The organism is Amycolatopsis sp. 195334CR (assembly GCF_017309385.1).
Taxonomy (GTDB): Bacteria; Actinomycetota; Actinomycetes; order Mycobacteriales; family Pseudonocardiaceae; genus Amycolatopsis.
Genome location: NZ_JAFJMJ010000001.1, coordinates 4,616,397 through 4,633,243, shown reverse-complemented (window position 1 = coordinate 4,633,243; position 16,847 = coordinate 4,616,397). Strand labels below are relative to the sequence as shown.

The window sequence follows — 16,847 nt, the reverse complement described above, 5'->3', positions numbered from 1 at the left end:
TTTCGTGTGTTCGGCGTCTCGATAGGGCAGGCTATGGCGCGTGAGCGCCTATGACTACGACCTGATCGTGATCGGCTCCGGCCCCGGCGGGCAGAAGGCCGCGATCGCCGCGGCCAAGCTCGGCAAGCGCGTGGCGGTGGTCGACCGCCACGACATGGTCGGCGGGGTGTGCGTCAACACCGGCACCATTCCGTCGAAGACGCTGCGCGAGGCCGTGCACTACCTGACCGGGATGAGCCAGCGCGAGCTGTACGGGGCGAGTTACCGGGTCAAGCAGGACATCACCATCTCGGATCTGATGGCGCGCACGCAGCACGTGATCGGGCGTGAGGTCGAGGTGGTGCGCGCGCAGCTGCTGCGCAACGGGGTGCACCTGGTCAGCGGCCTCGGCCGGTTCACCGATCCGCACACGGTCGCGGTCGAAGGCGGTCCGCGCGGTGAGCGGACGGCGCTGACCGGCGAGTTCGTCGTGATCGGCACCGGCACGCGGCCGGCGCGACCCCCGGAGGTCGACTTCGACGAGGCGCGGGTGCTCGATTCGGACGAGATCCTGAGCCTCGACCGCATCCCGTCCTCGCTGGTCGTGGTGGGGGCCGGGGTGATCGGCATCGAGTACGCGTCGATGTTCGCCGCGCTCGGCTGCCGGGTGACCGTGGTCGAGCAGCGCGAGCGGATGCTGGAGTTCTGCGACCCGGAGATCGTCGAGTCGCTGAAGTTCCACCTGCGGGACCTGGCGGTGACCTTCCGGTTCGGCGAGAAGGTGGTCGACGTGGCGGTCGGCGAGCACGCCACGGTGACGTCGCTGGCCAGCGGAAAGCGCATCCCGGCCGAAGCGGTGATGTACTCGGCGGGGCGCCAGGGCATGACCGACGCGCTCGGCCTGGAGCACGCGGGCTTGACGGCCGACAAGCGCGGACGGCTCAGCGTGGACGGCCACTACCGCACCGAGGTGCCGCACATCTACGCCGTCGGTGACGTGATCGGTTTCCCCGCGCTGGCCGCGACCTCGATGGACCAGGGCAGGCTGGCCGCCTACCACGCATTTGGTGAGCCGGCGAACGAACTGGCCGCCCTCCAGCCGATCGGCATCTACACCATCCCGGAAATCTCCTACTGCGGCGCGACGGAGGCTGAGCTGACTTCGTCGTCGATCCCCTACGAAACCGGCACCGCCCGGTACCGCGAACTAGCCCGAGGCCAAATAGCCGGCGACTCGTACGGGATGCTGAAGCTGTTGGTGTCCACAGAGGACAGGAAGCTGCTCGGCGTCCACGTCTTCGGCACCGGCGCCACCGACCTGGTCCACATCGGCCAAGCCGTAATGGGCTGCGGCGGCACCGTCGACTACCTGGTGGACGCCGTCTTCAACTACCCGACCCTGTCGGAGGCCTACAAGGTCGCCGCCCTGGACGCCACGAACAAGATCCGCGCCCTGGCCCGCTTCACCACCACCTGAGCTTTGCCACCCCAGCCCAACACCCAGCGACGCTCGAAGCCCCGATCCAGCGCCAGCGACTGAAGCCACCCGGCCCGCGCCAAACCCGCCAGTACCCAGCTGGCGGCTCGTGCCGACCCCACATCCGTCACGGTGCCCCAGCTCCGTGCTGGTGCCACACCACCATGCCGGTGCCCCAGCTCCGTGCTGGTGCCGCACATCCGTGCCGGTGCCCCAGCTCCGTGCTAGTGCCGCACATCCGTGCCGGTGCCCCAGATTCGCGCGGGCACCTCAGCTCCATGTCGGCGCCCAGATCATGTCGGCGCGCCAGTTCGCGTCGGCACCCAGTTCGCGTCGGCGCGCCAGTTCGCGTCGGCGCCTCAGCCCCACGCCAGCGCCCCGCGTGTCAGCGCCTCAGCTCCGTGCCAACACGCCAGTTCCCGAACCAGTCCCCCGAAGCTGCTGACCTCAGCGCCGTTCCTTAGCCGCCGCGATCGCCAGCACCGCCCGCTCCAGGGCGTAGTCCGGATCCGCCGCCGCCCCCTTCACGTCCGCGTTGAGCTTCGCCACGACGCGCATCGCGTCCGCCAGCCCGTCCGGCCCCCACCCGCGCACCTGCCCCTGCGCCTTCCGGATCTTCCACGGCGGCATCCCCAGCTCCCCCGCCATCGCGTTCGGGTTCCCGCGCCCGGCCCCGGCCACCCTTGCGATCGTCCGTACCGCGTCCGCCAGCGCGTCGGCGACCAGCACGTGCGGCACACCGATCTGCATCGCCCAGCGCACCGACTCCAGCGCCGCCGCCCGATCCCCGGACACCGCCTTCTCCGCCACCGCGAACCCGGTCACGTCCGCCCGGCCCCGGTGGTACTGCCGAACGGCGTGCTCGTCGACCTTCCCACCGGAGTCGGCCACCAGCTGCGTCGCGGCCGACGAGAGCTCCCGCAGATCCGACCCCACCGAGTCGATCAGCGCCATCACCCCGGCGGCGTCGATCTTGCCGCCCGCCTGCCGGACCTCGTTGCGCACAAAGGCTTCCCGCTCGGCGGGCTTGGTGATCTTCGGGCATTCGACCACCTCCGCCCCGGCCTTGCGCAGGGCAGCAGGCAGCGCCTTGCCCGCCTTCGTCCGGCCGCCGCCGGTGTGCACGATCACGAGCACCACCCCATCGGCGGGGTCCTTGACGTAGGCCAGGATCGCGTCGCCGATCTCCTGCGAGGCGTCCTGCGCCCCATCGATCGCGATCACCCGGCCCTCGCTGAACAGTGACGGACTGACCAGCTCGGCCAGCACCGGGGCTGTGAGTTCGGACACCTTCATCCGGGTGAGGTCCGCCGCCGGATCGGCCCTACGGGCGGCCTCGAGAGCGGCTCGAATCGCCCGCTCGATGAGCAGTTCTTCCTCGCCGAGCACGAGGTGGAGCGCGGCTGCGTCGGTCACGGCACGATCCTGCCACGCCCGGCTACGGCTAGCCCGGCACGGTGAGGTCCTCGCGTGGGCACGGCGTGATGCCGTACGGTGTTGGCGAGGCGCCGCGCCCAGCGCGGCCCGACAACCGAATACCGCTCATCCAGAGGGGCAGAGGGATACGGCCCGAAGAAGCCCCGGCAACCGGCGTCAGCCTGTCATCTCGATTCCGCGAGGTAGCTGACGATCACGGTGCCAATTCCGGCCCACACCCGTGGGGCAGATGAGGAAGGACCTCGCGATGACTGCCACCCTCCGCACGACCAAGCGCACCCTGGACCTCGGCCCGGCCGTCGAGCTGGTGTCGAAGGAAGAGGGCCACCGCCAGCCGCTGGCGCCCGAGTTCGTCTCCGCCGAGGACTTCTCCCCGCTCGAGGTCGCCTACGACTTCGGCCGCGTGCGCCGCGAGGACATCGAGAAGGGCCCGCGCAACATCTGGCGCTACAAGAGCCTCCTTCCGGTGCCGTCGAACGTCGAGGAGATCCCGAACACCGAGCCCGGCTGTACCCGGCTGGTGCGTGCCGACCGGCTCGCGAAAGCCTTGGGGCTCAAGCGAGTCTGGGTCAAGGACGACACCGGCAACCCCACCCACTCGTTCAAGGACCGCGTGGTCGCGGTGGCACTGGCCGCCGCCCGCGAGTTCGGCTTCGAGGTGCTGGCCTGCCCCTCCACCGGCAACCTGGCCAACGCCGTGGCCGCGGCCGCGGCCCGCGCGGGCTGGGAATCCGTGGTGCTGATCCCGAAGACCCTGGAGCGGGCCAAGATCCTCACCACCGCGGTCTACGACGGCGCGCTCATCGCCGTCGACGGCAACTACGACGACGTCAACCGCCTGGCCACCCAGCTCGCCGCGGAGAACGAGAACTGGGCGTTCGTCAACGTCAACGTGCGGCCGTACTACTCCGAGGGCTCGAAGACGCTGGCCTTCGAGGTGGCCGAGCAGCTGGGCTGGCGCCGCCCGCAGCAGATTGTCGTGCCGATCGCCTCCGGTTCTCAGTTGACCAAGGTGGACAAGGGTTTCCGCGAGCTGGGTGAACTCGGTCTCGTCGAGCAGTCGCCGTACAAGATCTTCGGCGCCCAGGCCACCGGCTGCTCGCCGGTCTCGGCCGCCTTCCGCGCCGGGCACGACGTGGTGCAGCCGGTCAAGCCGGACACCATCGCCCGCTCGCTGGCCATCGGCAACCCGGCGGACGGCCCCTACGTGCTGGACGTGGTCAACCGCACCGGCGGCTCGATCGAGGACGTCAGCGACGAAGAGGTGGTCGAGGGCATCCGCCTCCTGGCGCGCACCGAAGGCATCTTCACCGAAACCGCCGGCGGCGTGACCGTGGCGACCGCGAAGAAGCTCGTCGAGGCCGGGAAGCTGAACCCGGACGAGGAAACCGTTCTCCTGATCACCGGTGACGGCCTCAAGACGCTCGATGCCGTCGAGGGCAAGATCGGCCCGCGCGCCACCGTGCCCGCCTCCGCCGACGCGGTTCGCGAAGCTCTCGCCAAATAATCTCCTTTCCTGAACACGAATGTGGCTTCCGGACGCTGGCCCGTCCGGGAGCCACATTTGTCTTTCGCGGTAGAACAACGGACTCGGCGCTGGGAAACAACGGCTCTTCGGCCATCAAACACCCGAACGCCGAATTCGTCCACGCCGCCCGCTGAGTTGTCCACAACCACCCACTTATCCACAGCCCCCGCCCCGCCCCCTGGCCTCCCCCGCCCCATCCCCATAGCGTCGAAGGCGTGTTCGAACGTCTTCAATCACTCGCCCATCCCGGAGCACCATCCTCCGAGGAACCGAAACCGGATCTCGCCGAACTGGCGGCCCGGGTCGAACGCGACCGCACGCGCAGGCTGGTCACGCGTTGGCTCCCCAAAGCCCGTGGCAGTCCGGTAAAACGCCGCACCGCGATCGTGTTCGCCATCGCCGGTGTGCTCTCGATCGTGCTCACGGCCCTGCTGCTGTTCGGCGGCGGGCCGGAGCCGGAGCGCGCCCCGCCATTGCCGATCGCCCGTGCGGCACCGGTTTCCAGCGCACCACCACCGAGCGCGTCCGCCGAGTTGGTGGTGAGCGTGATCGGCAAGGTCATCCGGCCGGGCCTGGTCACGCTTCCCGCCGGAGCGCGGGTCGCCGACGCGGTGCGTGCGGCCGGTGGCGCCTTACCCGGCACCGATCTTGCCACCGTGAACCTGGCTCGCCGTCTCAGCGACGGGGAGCAACTCGATGTGGGAGCACCACCACAGGCCCAAGGTCCGGCGCCGACTTCCCCCGGCGCCGGACCCGAGGTCAAGGTCGACCTCAACACCGCGAGCCTGGCTCAGCTCGACGATTTACCCGGTGTCGGAGAAGTGACCGCGCAACGCATTCTCGACTGGCGCAATCAACACGGCCGTTTCACCGCGGTCGAGCAACTCCGTGAAGTGGAAGGAATCGGCGAAACCCGGTTCACGCGCTTGCGTGATCAGGTGACCGTGCAATGACCCAGGCCGCCGATTCGGCGGTCACCCCGGAACCGGCCGGGCACGACATGCGGCTGGTACCGGCCGCGCTCACCGTGTGGCTCGGCACGCTCGGCGGCCTGCTGTTCGGCTGGTGGGTGGCTCTCGCGGTCGGCGCGGGTGTCGCAGCGATGGCGGTTGCCGGACTGGTCGTCGCCCGCCGCCGCGCAGCGGGCGACGAGCGGTTTCGAGCGCTTCTGTTGGCACTACTGGGTTTCGGCGCGCTGCTCGCGGTGGTGGTGACGCCACGGTTGCAGGCCGCGCAACAGGATCCGATCCGTCCGGCGGCGGATCGAGGAGTACACGCGGTGTTCCGGGTGACGGTCACCGAACGGCCCCGGCCGATCCGTTCGGCCGGCTACGCGGGAAGGGCAGGTGGTACGAGTGCGGTGCTGATCCCGGCTGAGGTCGCCGAAGCCACGGTCGACCGGCGGGCAGTGGTCTCCGACGGTCGAGTGGTGTTGCTGGCCGCGTTGGAAGGCTGGTCGGATCTGTTGCCAGGGCAGCAGGTGACGGCCTCGGGTTCCCTGGCCCCGGGGCGTCAGGCCGAGCTGACCGTGGCGGCCCTCCAAGTACGAGGGCCACCTCTAGCGGTCACCGAGGCGCCGTGGTGGCAGCGGGCAGCCGCATCAATGCGAGCAGGACTCCGGAAGGCATCCGGCGTGCTCAGCGAGGAACCCGCTGGGCTGGTGCCGGGGCTGGCGGTCGGTGACACCACCGGCATGTCACGTCGGGTGGAGGACGAGTTCCGTGATGCGGGCCTGTCACACCTGACGGCGGTCAGCGGGAACAATGCTCGTCCTACACATGCGGCTAGGACGAGCGAGTCCAGTGGGCACCATCGCCGGGAGGCAGACGGCCCGCCCGCTCCTGACCTCCGAGGAGCGCTCGCATGCGTGTGTGGATCTACCGGGTGGCCGTGGTGTCGGCCCTCGTCATCGTGCTGCCGTGGGTGCGCGGCATCGGCGCCCCGCTGATCGGGCTCGGCTGATGGCCGCGCGCGGGCTGTGCCCCGAGTGCAAGCACCAGCACGGGCTCACGAAGGACGGCACCCTTCGCCGCCACAACGACCCGAACGCCATGCCTCGGATCCAGAGGTGCGATGGCTCCGGGAACAGCCCGGTGTGCCCTGGCAACCTCCGCGACTGCCCGACGTGGCAGCACCACCCGGTGTGGCACGCCTGGAACTCCGGGGAGGACGCGTGATGCGCGCGAACACAACCCCGGGGCACCTCTCGACCTGGAGCGGCTTCCTCTTCGGCTCGGTGGTCAGCGTGGCCGCCAACGTCTTGGCGACCCGCATTCCGCCCGAGGGGGCAGACGCCGGCTGGAGCCCGACGCTCGCGGCGCAGATCGGCGCCGCCGTGTGGCCGCTCGCACTGCTGATCTCGGTCGAGGTGCTGTCGCGGGTGCCGTGGCCGGACCGCTGGACCTGGAAGGTGGCCATCTACCTCGGCGTGGGGGCGGTGGCCCTGTTCTCCGCCGTCATCTCCTACCAGCACATCCGGGACCTGCTCCTGCACTGGCACTACCCCACCTTGTCGGCCTCGGTCGGTCCCCTGGTGATTGACGGCCTGATGACGGCCGCCGGGATCGGGCTGCTGGCGGTCTCCCGGCACCGCCAGGAGATCGCCAACCACCAGGACCAGACCTCGGGAGCCACCACCGAGGACCAGGCGCCCACGATCCCGCCCGCCAGCCCGGTGGAGGACCCCGAGCCCGCGCCCGCCAAGCGCCCGAAGCCCGCCCCTGCCGCCAAGCGCCAGCCGCGCCCGGTGGCGGGTGACCTGGTGGAGCGCGCCCGGGAGCTGGTGCGCCAGGCCGAGGCGGCTGGCGAACAGGTGGGCCGTGGGCGTCTGGCGAAGGAGTTGGGGATCTCCGACCACCAGGCCCGCCAGGTCCTCGCCGAGGCGCGCAAGACCCCGCTGGCGCTGGTGAAGGGCGCCGACGGTGGGTAGGAAGCGGCACCTGACCATCGGCCGGTCCTGGTACGCCTTCGACGTGCCGTTCCTGCTGGGCGGCTTCCTCGTGCTGGCGGGCTGGTTGGCGCGCCTGGCGTGGCGCTGGCGGCGGGGTCTGGTGCCGGTCTGGGTGTTCATCCTGGCGGGCTTCACCAGCCTGGTGATCCACGCCTGGTGGCCCACCTGGTGGGCACTGCCTGGTGCGCTGGCGGTCCTGGTGATCGCCAGCCTGGTGGCCACCCTGGTGAACGAGCGCCTGGCGACCGCCCTGGTGTGGCTGGTGACCAAGCTGGTGCCTGGCGATGCCGACGCGGGCGAACGCGGAGTCCTGGACCGCCCGGTGGAGCGGGTGTACGCCTTCGGTCTCCTGGTGGTGGCTGGCGCGTGGATGTCGGCCACCAGCCTGTGGGGCTGGAACCAGGCGACCTGGTGGACCGGCCTGGCGTCGCTGGCGGTCTTCGGCGGCCCGTGGTCCTGGCATCGGCGCATCCGCTCCAAGGGACCTGCCAACCGGTTCACCCGGGCCTGGCCCAAGCGGGTGGCCGACGACGAGCACGGCATGCGCGGGCTGGTGGGCTCCAAGGTGGTGCGCTCGGAACGCCTCCAGAACTCCGGGGTGTTGCTGACCATCTCGCTCAAGCCCGCCGAGACCATCTACGAAGCGGCGGGCGCCGCCCGGCGCCTGGTCTCGCTGTTCAACCTGCGCACCGGCGCGGTCCAGATCACCGAGGACCCCACCAACGGCCGCCGGGTGAAGGTCCGCATCCTGCCCAAGGACCCGTGGAAGGCGAAGCTCCCGCACCCGGTGCTCGGGCTGGAGACCAGCCAGTCCCTGGCGCACCTGGGCTGCCGCCTGGATCTCGGCCTGCTCGACGACGGCACGCCCAACCTGGTGGACCTGCGGCACCTGCTGATCGTCGGCCAGACCGGCGGCGGCAAGAGCGTCCTGGTGGAGTCCATCCTGCTGTGGCTGTTCCAGGCCGGGGACGTGGCGGTGGTCGGCTCGGACATGGCGGCCGGGGCCACCCTCGGGCCGTGGGAGTCCCTGCTGGCCGCTCCCCTGGCCACCGACGAGGACGAGTCGATCACCCTGCTGGAGCGCCTGCTGGAGATCGTCTCCTACCGGGAGCGGAAGCTGGCGGCCGAGAAGGCCGAGGGCGGGCCGGACTCCTTCGCTCCCTCGCCGGAGATGCCGTGGTTGGTGGCGATCTTCGACGAGTTCCCCGACCTGGTGGAGGCGGGCGGCGAGCGGGTGAAGAAGCTGACCGGCCGCCTAGCGAAGCGCGCCCGCAAGGTGGGCGTCCGGCTGATCTTGGCCACGCAGAACCCCACCAAGTCCGACGTGGGCTCCACCGAGATGCGGGCGCAGTTCACCAAGATCTCCCTCGCCCTCGACGAGCAGCAGTCCAAGACGATGTGGGGCGGATCGCGGGACCTGGGCTGGCGCTCGGAGGGCCTGGGCACCGGCGTGTTCATCGTCAAGGACGCCGAGCACCAGGTCCCCAGGCAGACCAAGGGCTACTTCGCCTCGGTCGCCGAGCGCAACGCCTTCATCGCGCGCACCGAGCCGCACCCGCTCGACGAGGGCACCAAGGCCCTGCTGCTGGCCGAGGTCGCCGAGGTGGCGGAAGAACCCCAGGTCACGCCCAAAGTCGGGTTTTCCCACGATGGCGAAACGCCACGATGGCAGAACCCGACTCCGGCCGTGCCGCACCAGCGCACGCAGGACCGGCGCGGCCAGGTGCTCGCCCTGCTCGGCGACGAGCCGGTGAGCCCGGCCCAGATCCGCGCGCAGCTCGACATCGCGGAGTCCACGCTGCGCCGCGTGCTCGCCGAACTGGAGAAGGACGGCCTGGTCAAGCGCGAGGGCCGGGGTAAGTGGACTCGGCATCACGTTCACTCCGTGTGACTCCGCTCCACCGAGCGCTCAACGCTCACCCACGCCCATACGCGCAGGCGTACGCGAGGTTTGAGCGCTCGGCGAGCGTTCCGACGTTCTCTAAACAGTCACGTTGGGTGAGGTAACGGTGCGCACGGATCATCCGACTACCGAGCACGTACTGACGAGAGGACGCGTCCACGGTGAGTCCACACGAACCGCCCCAGTACCAGGAGCCGTGGTACATCGGTTGGGACCGCGAGATGAGCGAGAAGCGTGATCGCGAAGGGACCGAACACGAGATCGAGCGGCAGAGGCGAGAAGCCGAGCAGAAGAAGAAGGAAGCCGAGCAGGTCGAACGCGAGCGCGAAGCGCTCAGGCTGGCCGAGCAGGCGAACAAGACGGCTTCCCAAGCTCTCGAACTGTCGCGCAGGCAGACGACCCTCACACATACGGCCTTGTGGGTCGCCATCATCTCCGCTGCCCTCGCGGCCGTGGCCATCGTCGTCAGCGTGACCGTTGGGTAGCCTGGTGGTGCACCTCTTCGCAGGAGGTATCGCCCCCGGCCGACGGGCCGGGGGTATGCGAGGAGGTCACACCTGCGAAGGAGTGCCCTCATGGACTCTGACATCGGCCGTCGCATCCGTGAAATTCGTTCATGGCGACAGCTCACCCTCCGAGAGGCTGGTCCCCTTGCCGGTATCACCCACGGCTACCTGGGGAAGATCGAGCGCGGCGAAGAGCCCCTGAACAGTCGCCACGTGCTCGAAAACCTGTGCCGTGCGCTCGGCGTCGCGCCGACCGACATCACCGGCGCCCCTTATGCGCCAAGCGATCCCGTCGGGGCTGAAGCTCACGCCGCGCTGCGGGATGTCGAGGTGGCCCTGTCGAGCTATGACCTCGGTGTGGACCCTGGCGTCCAGGCACAGCCGTGGCCGCAACTGGCCGCCCGCATCGACCACCTCAACACCGTGCTGCGACCGGCAGCGGACTACGCGGAACAGGGCAAGGTCGTGCCGGATCTGCTGGAGCAACTGCACGCGGCGTACGTCCAGAAGCCGAAGCACAGGCGCGCGATCCTCATCGGTCTGCTGCACCTCTTCCACTCGGCCACGGTGATCACGAAGGGCCTCGGCTCGAAGGGCTACCCGGTCATGGCCGCCCGAGCGGCCGAGCACGTGGCCGGCGAGTTGGGCGAGAGTGACTGGATCGGCTTCGCGGCGTGGCTGCGCGGCCATGCCCTCGGCAGTACCGGACGCGCCGCGCAGTACGCGCTCAGCGTGCGTACGGTCGACGAGATCGCGGGCGGGCTCGACAGCCCGGACGTCCTTCAAGCTGCCGGAATGCTGCACCTGAACGCCGCCCTTGCCTCGGCGGCGAAGCGGGACGCGGACATGGCGAGCACGCACCTCGACGAGGCCGAAGCCCTCGCTGCCCGCCTGCCGGAAGGCTCTCCGGTGTTCGCGATGCTGCACTTCGGCGCCGACAACGTGCGCATGTGGCGGGTGTCCATCGGCGTCGAGATGGGCGAGCCGGGCCGCGCGGTCGAGCTGTCGCGCGGGGTTCGGCCGGATGCCGTACCCGCGAAAGCGAGGCAGGGGATGTACCTCGCGGACGTCGGCCGGGCACTGATCGCGGACCGCCGGACTCGTGACGAGGGCGTGGCGGCCTTGATCAAGGCCGAGGAGGTGGCGCCGCAGCGGATCAGGAACAACCTGTTCGCGCGTGAAGCCGTCGCCGGTCTGCTCCACAACGCCCGGCGGGATGCCGTCGGGCGAGAGCTGCGCGGCCTCGCCTGGCGGATGGGCGTTGCACCGACTGGGTGAAACCGGGTCTTGTGTCATTGGGTGACACAAGTTCGCTCTGAGTGCTCTTAACGTCACCTCCCGATCACAGGGAGGTGCGCGACGGTGAGCGCGAGAGTGCAGTTCGGCGAGGTCGAGGCGCTGCTGCGGCCCGCGTCCGGGGAGCTGCCGACGGTCGGTGAGCTGCCGGTGCCCCGCTGGGAAGAACCCGAGAGCGCCGCCGACGCGCTGCGCTGGTGGCGGTCGTGCCGTCGGTGCTCTGCCCCGCGCGCGTCGATCTTCGATGCGCTGATGCATCAGCGGCAGTGCAACTGCGACCCGAACTGGCCGACCGAGGACGAGGACAGCACCCCGTGAGCCGGGACTGGGATCTCGGCATCCGGGGCGGCAACACCGGCGCCGGTGACGCCAACTACAAGCCGTCCTCCGACTTGTCGTGGAATGAGTACATCGAGGGCTTGAAGCGCACGAACAGGGTGTTGCGGGACGAGCTGCTGGCCGCCGAGTCAAGCAGCACCTGGCGCGGGCCGCGCTCGACGACCTCGACCGAGCGGGCCGCGTGGGCGAGGCGGCAGAACGCGCGTGTTGCGGAGGAGAACCGGCAGGCCGCGCGCGCCGATTGGGAGAGCCGAGGCCCACGGTGACCTTCCAGCTGACCTTCCAGGTCGAACTCGGCCGGAACCTGCGCATCGCCCGCGCGCTGCTGAACCTCACCCGCGAGGACGTAGCCGCCCGGATGCTCGCCGAGGTCACCGTGCAGGCGATCGGGACCTGGGAGACCGGGATCCGGCAGATCCCGATAGACCGCCTGCTCGACTACTGCCGGGTCGTCGGTCAGCCGGTGGCGTCGGTGTGGCCGATGGAGGGCGGACGGGTGCAGGTGATCCACGCGCCGCGCCTGCGCAGCGTGAAAGACCTGAGACTACGGCCGCTCGCGGTGTGGGCCGAGGCGTACGGCAACGAGCTGATCCGGCTCACCCCCGACGCCATCGAAGCGGCGGCTGTCCTGTGCGATGTGGCGCCCGACTGGTTGCAACGGCGCCTCCTCAAGCTCCAGCGGTTTTGACCCCCAGACGGTCCGGTGGGCCTGCGCACCCCCTCGCGCGGGCGTTCCGGACTCGCGGACCGGCCGGTGTTCTGTCACCCCCCTCGACCGGGGCGCCGGTTGGGTCCGCACCAGCCCCCTGCCGGGTCGTTCATCCCCGGCAGCGGTCCCCGAGAACGCGCATGTTTCCCGCAGCGCGGCCGGGGACCGGCCGGGGGCGGCCTGCTTCAGCTCCAGGCCGCCCCCGGTGCGCCAGTTTTCCGATGGAGCAACAGGAAGGGAGCACCAGGTGGGCAGGTACCCATGGGCCAACGACCGGAGCCAGGGCAGCGCGGAGGAGGACGCGGACGACACGGCCGACGACGCCGAGGGCGAGTCCACAGACGACGCGCAGGACACATCCGGCGCGTAACCGGGGAGGCGGGCACCGCCCGAACCCGGACATGAAAAAGCCCCCGCACCGACCCGGCAAAACCGGCAGTGCGGGGGCTTTTTCGTTGCTGTGTCGTCTACTTCGCGTTCTCCACCCGGGCCACGGTCGCGCCACCGGCCAGTGCGCCGAGCACGGTGCACACCGCCAGCGCGGTGGCTTCGTCGATGTCCACGCCGAACAGGGCGAGCAGTCCGGCCACGGCGCCCGGGGTCAGGCTGGCCAGTCCGCCCAGCAGGGCCTTGGCGTACCGGCGGTACCACGGGGCGCTCACCGGAACGCCGCCACGGCCGCGTGCTGCGTGTCGTCGTCGAGCGTGTAGAAGACCTCGGCGGTGACGGCGTCGGACGGGACGCTGCCCTGCCAGGGGCGGGCGGGGTCGATCCAGAGTTCGCCCTGGGCCTTGCCCACCTCGTTCGCGCCGGTGTCCTTGGTCTCGCCGAACCACTTGACGTGGTGCAGCAGGAACCCCTCGAAGCCGCGCGAGATCACGAGCTTCTTGGCGCCTTCGCGAACCACCAGGGTCTTCGACTTCTCGATGCCCGGGTCCAGTTCCATGTCGTTCTCCTCGGTGTCGGGTGATGGGACGGGGCCGGGCGCGGTCTGCCCGCCGAGCAGCGCGGCGAACTCCTGTCTGGTGCCCTTGAAGGCGTTGCCGTCCAGCGGGCCGTAGTTCGCGACGCGGGCCGAGCTGGTGAACTGGAGCAGGGCGACCTCCAGGCCGCCGTAGCCGGTCCAGTAGGACGCCGGGATGGTGCTGTAGATCCCGGCCAGCGAGCCGGGCGTGTAGTTCGGGTAGCGGCTGGACCACAGCGGCGGCAGGCCCTTCAGCGAGGGCGAGCCGAGCTGCTGGTGGTACCAGCGAGGGAGGTAGAGCAGCGGCACCGGGTAGCCGGCCTCTCGCAGACGCGCCACGATCTCGCGGGTCAGGCCCACGCCGCCGGAGTCCTTCTCCACGTCGGGGATGACCGGCATCCCGGCGGGCACCGTGCGCTTCACGTTGTCCACCTGCGACTCGGCGGAGTGCGACCCCTGCTGATAGTGGTAGGCGCCGACGATCAGCCCGGCGGCCTTGGCGCGGCCGATGTTCCATGCGAACCGGGTGTCCTGGTGCGACTTGCCTTGCGTCGCCTTGGCGATGCAGAAGGCCACGCCCTGCGCGGCGGCCTCGCCCATCGCCGGGTTGGTGCCCTGGTGGTGGCTGATGTCGAGCCCGTACAACACCATCAGCGTGCGCCCTTCAGCTCGTCGAGTTCGGCCTGCTTGGCCTGCACGTCCTTGGTCAGCCGCTCGACCTGCCCCCGAAGCTCCTGGACCTCAGCCTCCGCGAGCATCAGCTTGTTGTTCAGCCGGTCCGCGCGTTCCTCGGCGACCTTCAGCGACTTGGCCAGCGGCTCGACCATCCCCTTGGCCGCCTCGGCGATCACCGTTACGGCGTCAGCGCGGGACTGCTCGGTCTCGGCCGCGATCTTCCGGCCGACGCGCCGGACGGACAGCAGGGAGCCGAGCGTGCCGCCGCCGAAGACGCTCAGCACGGCGACCAGAATCGTTACCCACCAGGGCATCACGCGCCCTCGCTTTCGTCCTTGAGCCGCTGCGCTGCGCCAGCAACGAGCGACAGTTCCCGGGCTTCCCGGCCGATCTGCCAGGCCCGTACCAGTGCCATGGCCGCCACCGCGCCCATGTAGCCGCCGAACTGGATTCCGCGTGCACCGGAGACGGCGAGCACCGCCAGGCCGTAGCCGAGCGTCCAGCTGGCCAACGAGATCAGGCCGATCCGTTCGATGAGCAGCCCGGCGATGTCGTGCCGCCACCACACGCCCGTCAGCGCAACGCCTGCGGCGACCGCCGTTCCGGCGTACATGATGTGGCCCAGCGGCTCGGGAAGCTGGCGCGCGGTGAAGGTGGCCGCCTGGTCGAAGAACACCGCCGAGACGATCGAGAGCACGCCGAGTGCGAGCAGTACCCCGACCTCGAACGGCGACCGCGAGCGGCGCAGCGTGAGGGTCATAATTCTGTCCTTTCGGGACGCTCAGACCGGATTGACCGTGACGATGGCGGCGCTGTAGGCCGACCCCAGCAAGTCAGTGCCGTTGCCACCTGGGCCGGTCTTGCCGCCGGTCAAGTGGACCGTGCGCCCGCCCGTGAGCGAACCGGTCGAGCCGATCACGGTCTTGTAGTAGTAGGTGGAGAGCGTGTCGGCGCCCGCGCGGTCCCACGTGGTGATCGGGCCGATCAGCGGTCCGGCGGCGGTGTTGTCGCGGAAGCTGACCTCGACCTTCACCGAGGGGCCGACGAGCAGGCCGATGCTGGCCCAGCAGGTGAGCTTGTAGGCCCAGCCCGGGTCCGGGATCGCCACGGAGAGGATGTTCTGCTGTACGGCCACGTTTCCGGTCCATCCTGCGGCGGTTCCCGTGTAGACGATGGGCTTCTTGCCCAGGGTGGGCAGGACCGCCTCCACCGCCTCGGCCAGAGCCTTGAGACCGGCGGGAACGTTGGGCGCGTCGGACAGCGCCGGGTACGGGAAACTGTAGGTCGGGGTGCTGGGCATCACGGCTCCTTTCTCAGTAGGGAATGACGGTGATGTGCCGACGGCTGAAGGTGATGTCACCGCTGCCGTAATGGCGGGTGTACTTGGCGGTGAACGTGTGCATTCCGGCGTTCAGCGGCACGATGCTCGAATCGAGCACAAACGTGGAGGACACCGACGCACCGATGGTGTTGTCGTAGTCGGGATCGAACGTGAAGTGGTGCAGGTGGATCGCACGGTAGAAATTGGCGGGAATCGTTGACGCTCCGCTGATCTCGAAGCTCATCATCCCGCCGGTGTCGCCGGACACTTCGATGTAGGCGCTCAGGATCACCAGCGCACGCTTGGCGTTGCTGATGTAGACGCTCGGCAGCACCGGCCCGGTCGTCTCGCCGGTGGCCAGGTCGCGCCACACGTTGTCGCCTCCAGCGCTCAAGGTGCCCGTGTTGGCGGCGAAGCCGGTGCGGGTGGCGAGCGTGGCCCCAGCGCCGGGGGCGGCGACACGGCCGAGGATGAAGTAGGTGGTCTGGAACCGCAGTAGCGCCACGGTGTCGCCGGGGGTGAACAGCACGCCGGAGCCCGAGGTGAGCACCTTCAGATTGGTGAAGGTCGAGCCCTGGACGTTCACGGTGTTGGCGCCGGACAGGTTGTCCCAGGTGAGCACGATGCCTTGGTGGAAGCCGAGTTCGGACGAGTGCTGCGGTGCCTGCTGTTGCGCCGCAACGAGGTCAGCGAGGATGTCCGCCTTCATGCGGGTGCTCCGATCAGCTTCTCCCGGGTGGTCGCGGTCATCGCTCCACCAGCGGTCAGCGGGATGGTCAGGGTTTCGAGCACGTGCAGCTCGGCGTTGTCGGTGTCGGCGTGGGTGACCTGCACCGGGTCCAGCGGCTCCAAGGCCGGGTTGGGCACCATCGAGAAGTCCACGTTGTACGGCAGGCCCGACGCGCGTTCGAGCATCGCCTTGGCCGCGCTGGTGCACTGTTCGGTGGTGGTCAGGAACGAGCTGCTGTAGAACCTCGGGACCTTCCCGAACGGGCCGTTCCAGTAGGTGGGGCTGAACGGGTTCTCGTCGACCGCGACGCCGCGCACCGGCGGCATCTCCCCGGCCTGCTCGCCCGTGGCCACCACGGCGTTGTAGACGCCGGTACGGGACAGCCTGCGGGACAACGAGGTAAGCACCCCGCGCTCGCCGTGGTTGACCAGGAACACCGGCTCGGCCGGGTCGGGCGCGGTCCGTACCTGAAGGCGTCCCCGGTAGTCGAAGTACATGACCTTGCCCAGGCTGTCGCAGATGTCCTGCAAGAAGTCGAAGCGCGACTTCTCCACGACGTGCGGGGCGTTGAAGAACGTGGTGGCGGCGGGAAAGTCGTAGTCGATCAGCACGCCGGGCAGCACCTCGCCCACGAGCAGATCGAAGACCGCGCCCACGCTCGCGCCGGTGCCGAACTGAAAGGGCGCGAGCACATCGGCCTCGACCACGGCGGACATCCGGTCCGCCCCGCTCAGCCGGATCTCCCCGCGCGGAGCGTCGGCCTGGTCCACCTCGGTCAGCCGGAAGTACCCCTGTCCCACGAACTCGCGGGTTCCGTCGCCGTAGTCGATGCCCCGTTCCACGTAGACCTCACGACCGTACGGGGTGAGCAGACCGCTCGGCGTGGCCGGGAAGTCGCCGAGCACCGTCAACGACGTGGTGCCCCGCACAGCGGCGGTGGAGTCCAGCTTCACGTCACCGGCCACCAGCGCCAGCTCGGTACCGACGGGGCTCACCCCGTTCTGGCCGGGGTCAACCGCCCGAACGCGGGCAA

Annotated in this window: 19 protein-coding genes and 1 riboswitch; of the genes, 11 read left to right on the top strand and 8 right to left on the bottom strand. The window is 69.8% G+C overall.

Annotation, left to right across the window (positions count from 1 at the left end; genetic code table 11):
• Positions 1-40: 40 nt before the first annotated feature.
• The gene (sthA, locus tag JYK18_RS21705) at positions 41-1,456 is read left to right on the top strand and encodes a Si-specific NAD(P)(+) transhydrogenase (RefSeq protein WP_206803760.1); all 1,416 of its coding nucleotides are present in this window, start codon (positions 41-43) and stop codon (positions 1,454-1,456) included.
• Between the two features lie 447 nt (positions 1,457-1,903).
• Here sthA and holA read toward each other — a convergent pair whose 3' ends face one another.
• Positions 1,904-2,872: a DNA polymerase III subunit delta gene (gene holA / locus JYK18_RS21700; RefSeq protein WP_206803759.1), complete on the bottom strand. Its 969-nt coding sequence runs from the start codon at positions 2,870-2,872 to the stop codon at positions 1,904-1,906.
• Between the two features lie 123 nt (positions 2,873-2,995).
• A riboswitch (SAM riboswitch) is annotated at positions 2,996-3,129 on the top strand.
• An 11-nt stretch (positions 3,130-3,140) separates the two neighbouring features.
• On the opposite strand from holA, the gene thrC reads away from it, so the two are divergent.
• The 10 genes from thrC (at position 3,141) to JYK18_RS47555 (ending at position 12,494) form a co-directional block, all read left to right on the top strand.
• Complete coding sequence (gene thrC, locus JYK18_RS21695) at positions 3,141-4,400, top strand: threonine synthase (protein ID WP_206803758.1); 1,260 nt, start codon at positions 3,141-3,143, stop codon at positions 4,398-4,400.
• A gap of 236 nt (positions 4,401-4,636) precedes the next feature.
• Entirely contained in the window at positions 4,637-5,374 is a 738-nt protein-coding gene (locus JYK18_RS21690; RefSeq protein ID WP_206803757.1) for a ComEA family DNA-binding protein, read from the top strand.
• Positions 5,375-6,597: 1,223 nt separating this feature from the next.
• Positions 6,598-7,350, top strand: coding sequence for a DUF2637 domain-containing protein (locus tag JYK18_RS21685; protein ID WP_206803756.1), 753 nt, complete (start codon positions 6,598-6,600; stop codon positions 7,348-7,350).
• Positions 7,343-9,262, top strand: coding sequence for a winged helix-turn-helix domain-containing protein (locus JYK18_RS48035; RefSeq protein ID WP_206803755.1), 1,920 nt, complete (start codon positions 7,343-7,345; stop codon positions 9,260-9,262). Before JYK18_RS21685 ends, JYK18_RS48035 begins: the two co-directional genes overlap by 8 nt.
• Before the next feature lie 233 nt (positions 9,263-9,495).
• Entirely contained in the window at positions 9,496-9,759 is a 264-nt protein-coding gene (locus JYK18_RS21675) for a hypothetical protein (protein ID WP_206803754.1), read from the top strand.
• 90 nt (positions 9,760-9,849) lie between these two features.
• Positions 9,850-11,058, top strand: coding sequence for a helix-turn-helix domain-containing protein (locus JYK18_RS21670; protein WP_206803753.1), 1,209 nt, complete (start codon positions 9,850-9,852; stop codon positions 11,056-11,058).
• 84 nt (positions 11,059-11,142) lie between these two features.
• Complete coding sequence (locus JYK18_RS21665) at positions 11,143-11,394, top strand: hypothetical protein (RefSeq protein ID WP_206803752.1); 252 nt, start codon at positions 11,143-11,145, stop codon at positions 11,392-11,394.
• Complete coding sequence (locus tag JYK18_RS21660) at positions 11,391-11,681, top strand: hypothetical protein (protein WP_206803751.1); 291 nt, start codon at positions 11,391-11,393, stop codon at positions 11,679-11,681. Before JYK18_RS21665 ends, JYK18_RS21660 begins: the two co-directional genes overlap by 4 nt.
• Positions 11,678-12,103 (top strand): helix-turn-helix transcriptional regulator, encoded by a 426-nt coding sequence (locus tag JYK18_RS21655; protein ID WP_206803750.1) that lies wholly within the window; start codon positions 11,678-11,680, stop codon positions 12,101-12,103. Before JYK18_RS21660 ends, JYK18_RS21655 begins: the two co-directional genes overlap by 4 nt.
• A 268-nt stretch (positions 12,104-12,371) precedes the next feature.
• Positions 12,372-12,494: a hypothetical protein gene (locus JYK18_RS47555; RefSeq protein ID WP_277992178.1), complete on the top strand. Its 123-nt coding sequence runs from the start codon at positions 12,372-12,374 to the stop codon at positions 12,492-12,494.
• A 97-nt stretch (positions 12,495-12,591) separates the two neighbouring features.
• Here the strand turns inward: JYK18_RS47555 and JYK18_RS21650 are convergent, their stop codons facing one another.
• From JYK18_RS21650 to JYK18_RS21620, 7 genes are read right to left on the bottom strand one after another with little or no spacing between them, the layout of a single operon-like run.
• On the bottom strand, positions 12,592-12,786 hold the full coding sequence (locus JYK18_RS21650; RefSeq protein ID WP_206803749.1) for a hypothetical protein: 195 nt from the start codon (positions 12,784-12,786) through the stop codon (positions 12,592-12,594).
• On the bottom strand, positions 12,783-13,739 hold the full coding sequence (locus tag JYK18_RS21645; RefSeq protein ID WP_206803748.1) for a glycoside hydrolase family 25 protein: 957 nt from the start codon (positions 13,737-13,739) through the stop codon (positions 12,783-12,785). The genes JYK18_RS21650 and JYK18_RS21645 overlap by 4 nt, the downstream gene beginning before the upstream one ends.
• Positions 13,739-14,077 (bottom strand): hypothetical protein, encoded by a 339-nt coding sequence (locus JYK18_RS21640; protein ID WP_206803747.1) that lies wholly within the window; start codon positions 14,075-14,077, stop codon positions 13,739-13,741. Before JYK18_RS21640 ends, JYK18_RS21645 begins: the two co-directional genes overlap by 1 nt.
• Entirely contained in the window at positions 14,077-14,523 is a 447-nt protein-coding gene (locus tag JYK18_RS21635) for a hypothetical protein (RefSeq protein WP_206803746.1), read from the bottom strand. The genes JYK18_RS21640 and JYK18_RS21635 overlap by 1 nt, the downstream gene beginning before the upstream one ends.
• A 21-nt stretch (positions 14,524-14,544) precedes the next feature.
• Positions 14,545-15,063, bottom strand: a complete 519-nt coding sequence (locus JYK18_RS21630; protein WP_206803745.1) for a hypothetical protein — start codon at positions 15,061-15,063, stop codon at positions 14,545-14,547.
• Positions 15,064-15,076: 13 nt separating this feature from the next.
• Positions 15,077-15,793: a hypothetical protein gene (locus tag JYK18_RS21625; RefSeq protein WP_206803744.1), complete on the bottom strand. Its 717-nt coding sequence runs from the start codon at positions 15,791-15,793 to the stop codon at positions 15,077-15,079.
• Positions 15,790-16,809 carry a DUF5047 domain-containing protein gene (locus JYK18_RS21620; RefSeq protein ID WP_206803743.1) on the bottom strand — a complete coding sequence of 340 codons (1,020 nt, stop codon included), beginning with the start codon at positions 16,807-16,809 and terminating at the stop codon, positions 15,790-15,792. The genes JYK18_RS21625 and JYK18_RS21620 overlap by 4 nt, the downstream gene beginning before the upstream one ends.
• Positions 16,810-16,847 lie beyond the last annotated feature (38 nt).

Excerpts from the sequence above, each read along its gene's own strand:
- thrC (WP_206803758.1), top strand. The coding sequence starts at position 3,141 with ATGACTGCCACCCTCCGCACGACCAAGCGCACCCTGGACCTCGGCCCG.
- JYK18_RS21685 (WP_206803756.1), top strand. The coding sequence starts at position 6,598 with ATGCGCGCGAACACAACCCCGGGGCACCTCTCGACCTGGAGCGGCTTC.
- JYK18_RS21675 (WP_206803754.1), top strand. The coding sequence starts at position 9,496 with ATGAGCGAGAAGCGTGATCGCGAAGGGACCGAACACGAGATCGAGCGG.
- JYK18_RS21670 (WP_206803753.1), top strand. The coding sequence starts at position 9,850 with ATGGACTCTGACATCGGCCGTCGCATCCGTGAAATTCGTTCATGGCGA.
- JYK18_RS21645 (WP_206803748.1), bottom strand. The coding sequence starts at position 13,739 with ATGGTGTTGTACGGGCTCGACATCAGCCACCACCAGGGCACCAACCCG.
- JYK18_RS21640 (WP_206803747.1), bottom strand. The coding sequence starts at position 14,077 with ATGCCCTGGTGGGTAACGATTCTGGTCGCCGTGCTGAGCGTCTTCGGC.
- JYK18_RS21635 (WP_206803746.1), bottom strand. The coding sequence starts at position 14,523 with ATGACCCTCACGCTGCGCCGCTCGCGGTCGCCGTTCGAGGTCGGGGTA.
- JYK18_RS21630 (WP_206803745.1), bottom strand. The coding sequence starts at position 15,063 with ATGCCCAGCACCCCGACCTACAGTTTCCCGTACCCGGCGCTGTCCGAC.
- JYK18_RS21625 (WP_206803744.1), bottom strand. The coding sequence starts at position 15,793 with ATGAAGGCGGACATCCTCGCTGACCTCGTTGCGGCGCAACAGCAGGCA.